The following is a 3585-nucleotide window of genomic DNA, read 5'->3' as shown; positions in this document are numbered from 1 at the left end:
GGACCGAACCGGAGGTTGGCCGTGTCCCCCGGGACCGGGAGGTCGGAGAACGCCGGGATGTTCCGACCCGCGGTCTGTTCGGATCGCTGCGCCGCGGCATCGACCGCCGCGTTCGCGGACCCGCGGACGACCGAGCCGCCGTCTCCCCCCTCGGGGGTGGACGACGTGGGGTCGACCGCGCCGGTGTGGCCGCCGTCCGTCACGACTCGTCGGTGACCGTGCGGTACACGATGTAGCAGGTGACCCATGTGATGGCCAGCGTGCAGAGGACGAGGAGGATCTCGAAGAAGAGCACCATGGTCTAATCCTAACCCCGAGGGTGTCAGCCGAGTGAGATGCGGGCGTCGATCGAGTGGATCAGGCAGTCCTCGGGGGGTACCACGAAGTCCTCGCTGACCCGTGCCCTGAGCCCCACCACGGTTACGAGGGTGAAGTCCGCGTGCACGACGCCCTCGCGTCCCGGCGGATCGACGGTGATCACGATGTCGCGCACCTCCCGGATCGTCGAGTACTGCAGGTGCAGGTGCAGGTCCCACTTGAGGTGGTCGGCGCCGAACCCGGTCCTGAGCCCGTTCTCCCGCCGGACGCAGTCCGGCGCGAAGGGCACCCGGAACGCGGCCGCGGGCAGCGTGAGCGCGGTGAGGTACATCCGCACCGCCGCCTCGCGCTCCGCGGGGGAGTACGGGCCGGGGTGGTCCGGGACCTGGGGGACCGCGCCCCGTCGCTGGTCGACGCCGACGATGACGGCGGAGGCCACGGAGGCGCCGACGGCGACGACGGAGGCGCGTGCGGCCAGTCCGAACGCTCGGGAGAGAAGTGACATGCCCAGAGATTAGCGAGTCGATCGCCCGAGCGGGGAGAGGAGGATCCTCACCGCTCGACCGGGACACCGATCAGTGAGCCGTACTCCACCCAGCTGCCGTCGTAGTTGACCACGTCGGGCTGGTCGAGGAGCTCGTGCAGGACGAACCACGTGTGGCTGGAGCGCTCACCGATCCGGCAGTAGGTCACCACGCGGCGACCGGGTTCGTCGAGGAAGTCCGCGTAGATCTCGCGGAGGTCGGCGTCGGTGCGGAAGGTGCCGTCGCGGGTCACGGCGCGGTTCCAGGGGATGCTCACGGCGCCCGGGATGTGTCCGCGTTGACGCCCGCCCTCCTGGGGTAACCCGGCCGGCGCCGCGAGCCTGCCGGTGTACTCGTCGACCGAGCGGACGTCCACGAGCGCGTCGTTACCCAGCCCCGCCAGGACGTCGTCGCGGAACGCGCGGATCGACAGATCCTGCGGGTCGGCCACGTAAGCGGTCACCGGACGCCGGGGTACATCGGTGTCGAGAGGTAGTCCGTCGCGCTCCCACCGCATGCGACCCCCGTCGAGCAGCCGCACGTCGGCGTGGCCGTAGAGGCGCAGATACCAGTAGGCGTAGGCGGCGAACCAGTTGTGGTTGCCGCCGTACACCACGACCGTGTGATCGCGGGTGATCCCGCGTTCGGACATGAGTTCGCCGAACCTCTCGCGGCCCACGAGGTCCCGCGTGTACTCCTCCTGCAACTCCGTGCGCCAGTTCAGCGCGACGGCCCCGGGGATGTGGCCGTCGGTGTGATACGCCGACACGTCCTCGTCGACCTCGAGGAAGACCACCGAGTCATCGTCGAGGCGCGATTCGGCCCAGCGGGTGCTGACCAGTACGTCGTCGCGACTCATATCGGGGAGTCTAGTGGTCCGGTCGGGCCAGGTCGCCGAGCGGCGTAGCGCCCGGGCCGGCCGTACCGCCGGCGGTGATCGTCCCGCCCCGCACGGTGAGGGTCTCCACCGCGATCCCGAGGGGGAGGACGTCCGGGGAGAGGGTCAGCGCGGTCCGTCGCAACGCGAGGTCGGGGTCCTGGTCGGGGAGTCCGGAGGGTCCCGTCGCGGGCTCGACCGGGACGAGGTGCGCACCGGACTCGTCGACGACCAGGTCGACGATCGCCGACACGCGGGTGTCGGTCCCCGCCAGGGTCCCGGTGACGCGGGCCCGGTGCTCGACCCCCCCGGCGAGGCTCGGGTCGTCGGCGCCGCCGACCAGGACGTCCCGCATCCCCAGGGCGGGGCCGAGCGAGTCTCCGGTGATCTGGACGGAGACGGTGACCGCACCCGCGGTCATGTCGGCGGACCGGTCCTCCGGCACGGACAGATCGGTGACGGCCGCCTCCACGGCCACCGGACCGAGACCCGGGCGGGTGACACCCTCGACGCGGATCGACGCCGACGCCAGTGTCCCGGGCCCCGCCCACCGTGTCGACGGGCCCCCACCGATCATCACCGACGGGGCCGCGACCCCCGGGGTCGCCGGGCGGATCCGGGTGGACACGTCCGCCTCCACCATGGAGGCGTTGACGGAGTCCACGGTGAAGGCGCCGACCACCACGACGGCCAGGGCGGCGGTCGCCACCGTGACACTGCGACGGGCTCTCATGGGGTTCAGGTCTACTCCGATCGTCGGAACTGGGGGACGGGTCGCTAGTATCGTCTGGGCGCCCGGACGAGGAGGAAGCGACACATGGACGTAGTGCTCCTCACGACTGAAGCCGACCCCGAGGCGGTGGTCCCCGCGCTGTCGCTCCTGCCGCATTCGGTCAGACTGCTGCCGGCCCTCGCCTCCTCCGTGGCCGAGCTGTCGGGGGCCGCGCTCGCCGTCGTCGACGCACGGAGTGATCTCGCGGCGTCCCGCGCGCTCTGCCGCCTCCTGTCGGGAAGCGCGGACATCTCCGTCATCGCGGTGGTCTCGGAGGGCGGGCTCATCGCGGTCAGCGGGGACTGGGGTCTCGACGACATCATCCTGCCGACCACGGGACCGGCGGAGGTGGACGCCCGGTTCAGGCTCTCCGCCGCCCGTCACTCCGCGCAGGGGGAGTCCGACGGCGGGTTGCTCACGGTGGGCGAGCTCGTGATCGACGAGGAGACCTACGTCGCCCGGGTGAAGGGGCGACCCCTGGACCTGACCTACAAGGAGTTCGAACTCCTCAAGCACCTGTGTCAACACCCCGGACGCGTGTTCTCCCGCGCCCAGCTCCTCCAGGAGGTCTGGGGATACGACTTCTTCGGCGGAACCCGGACGGTCGACGTCCACGTCCGACGGCTGCGGGCCAAGCTGGGGCCCGACCACGAGTCCCTCATCGGAACCGTGCGTAACGTCGGGTACAAAGCGGTCCGGCCGACCGACCGCAGGGAGGACGGGGGAGACGCATGACCGCCATCGAGCACGCGGTGGACGACGAGACGGCCGCGCTGATCGAGGCCGTCGCCCGGGACGCCGCGGCCGAGGACGGGGTGGCACCGCTCGGCGAGCAGCCTCTGCGGTCGCTCCGGTCGGGCGACGAGCAGGCCGTCCGCCATCTCCTGGTCCGCGGAGACGAAGGTGATGTCGCCGGCTACGCCCAGCTCGACGGCAGCGGCGGGGAGGCGACCGCCGAGATGGTCGTGGCCCCCGGGCACCGTCGACGCGGGGTCGGGTCGGAGCTGGTCCGCGCGGTGTTCGACCTCGAGCCCTCCGCCGCGGTGTGGGCGCACGGTGACCTGCCGGCCGCGCGCGCACTCGCCGGCAGGTCA

Annotated in this window: 5 protein-coding genes and 1 pseudogene; 2 read left to right on the top strand and 4 right to left on the bottom strand. The window is 71.6% G+C overall.

What is annotated here, in order from left to right; translation table 11 throughout:
* The 4 genes and pseudogenes from G6022_RS13855 to G6022_RS13840 all read right to left on the bottom strand — a co-directional run.
* Positions 1 to 203: pseudogene (locus G6022_RS13855) on the bottom strand (FABP family protein); the annotation flags it as partial.
* Between the two features lie 119 nt (positions 204 to 322).
* The gene (locus tag G6022_RS13850) at positions 323 to 823 is read right to left on the bottom strand and encodes a hypothetical protein (RefSeq protein WP_182644798.1); all 501 of its coding nucleotides are present in this window, start codon (positions 821 to 823) and stop codon (positions 323 to 325) included.
* Positions 824 to 870: 47 nt separating this feature from the next.
* Positions 871 to 1701 (bottom strand): sulfurtransferase, encoded by an 831-nt coding sequence (locus G6022_RS13845; protein WP_182640001.1) that lies wholly within the window; start codon positions 1699 to 1701, stop codon positions 871 to 873.
* A 10-nt stretch (positions 1702 to 1711) separates the two neighbouring features.
* Positions 1712 to 2428 carry a DUF2993 domain-containing protein gene (locus G6022_RS13840; RefSeq protein WP_347238188.1) on the bottom strand — a complete coding sequence of 239 codons (717 nt, stop codon included), beginning with the start codon at positions 2426 to 2428 and terminating at the stop codon, positions 1712 to 1714.
* A 108-nt stretch (positions 2429 to 2536) separates the two neighbouring features.
* On the opposite strand from G6022_RS13840, the gene G6022_RS13835 reads away from it, so the two are divergent.
* Both G6022_RS13835 and G6022_RS13830 read left to right on the top strand, forming a co-directional pair.
* On the top strand, positions 2537 to 3226 hold the full coding sequence (locus G6022_RS13835) for a response regulator transcription factor (protein WP_179524621.1): 690 nt from the start codon (positions 2537 to 2539) through the stop codon (positions 3224 to 3226).
* A partial coding sequence (locus tag G6022_RS13830; protein WP_182691799.1) for a GNAT family N-acetyltransferase occupies positions 3223 to 3585 on the top strand: 363 nt, incomplete at its 3' end. The genes G6022_RS13835 and G6022_RS13830, both read left to right, overlap by 4 nt.

The sequence above is a fragment of the Dietzia sp. Cai40 genome (genome assembly GCF_014145165.1).
Taxonomy (GTDB): domain Bacteria; phylum Actinomycetota; class Actinomycetes; order Mycobacteriales; family Mycobacteriaceae; genus Dietzia; species Dietzia natronolimnaea.
This window is presented reverse-complemented; position numbering and strand designations above follow the sequence as displayed.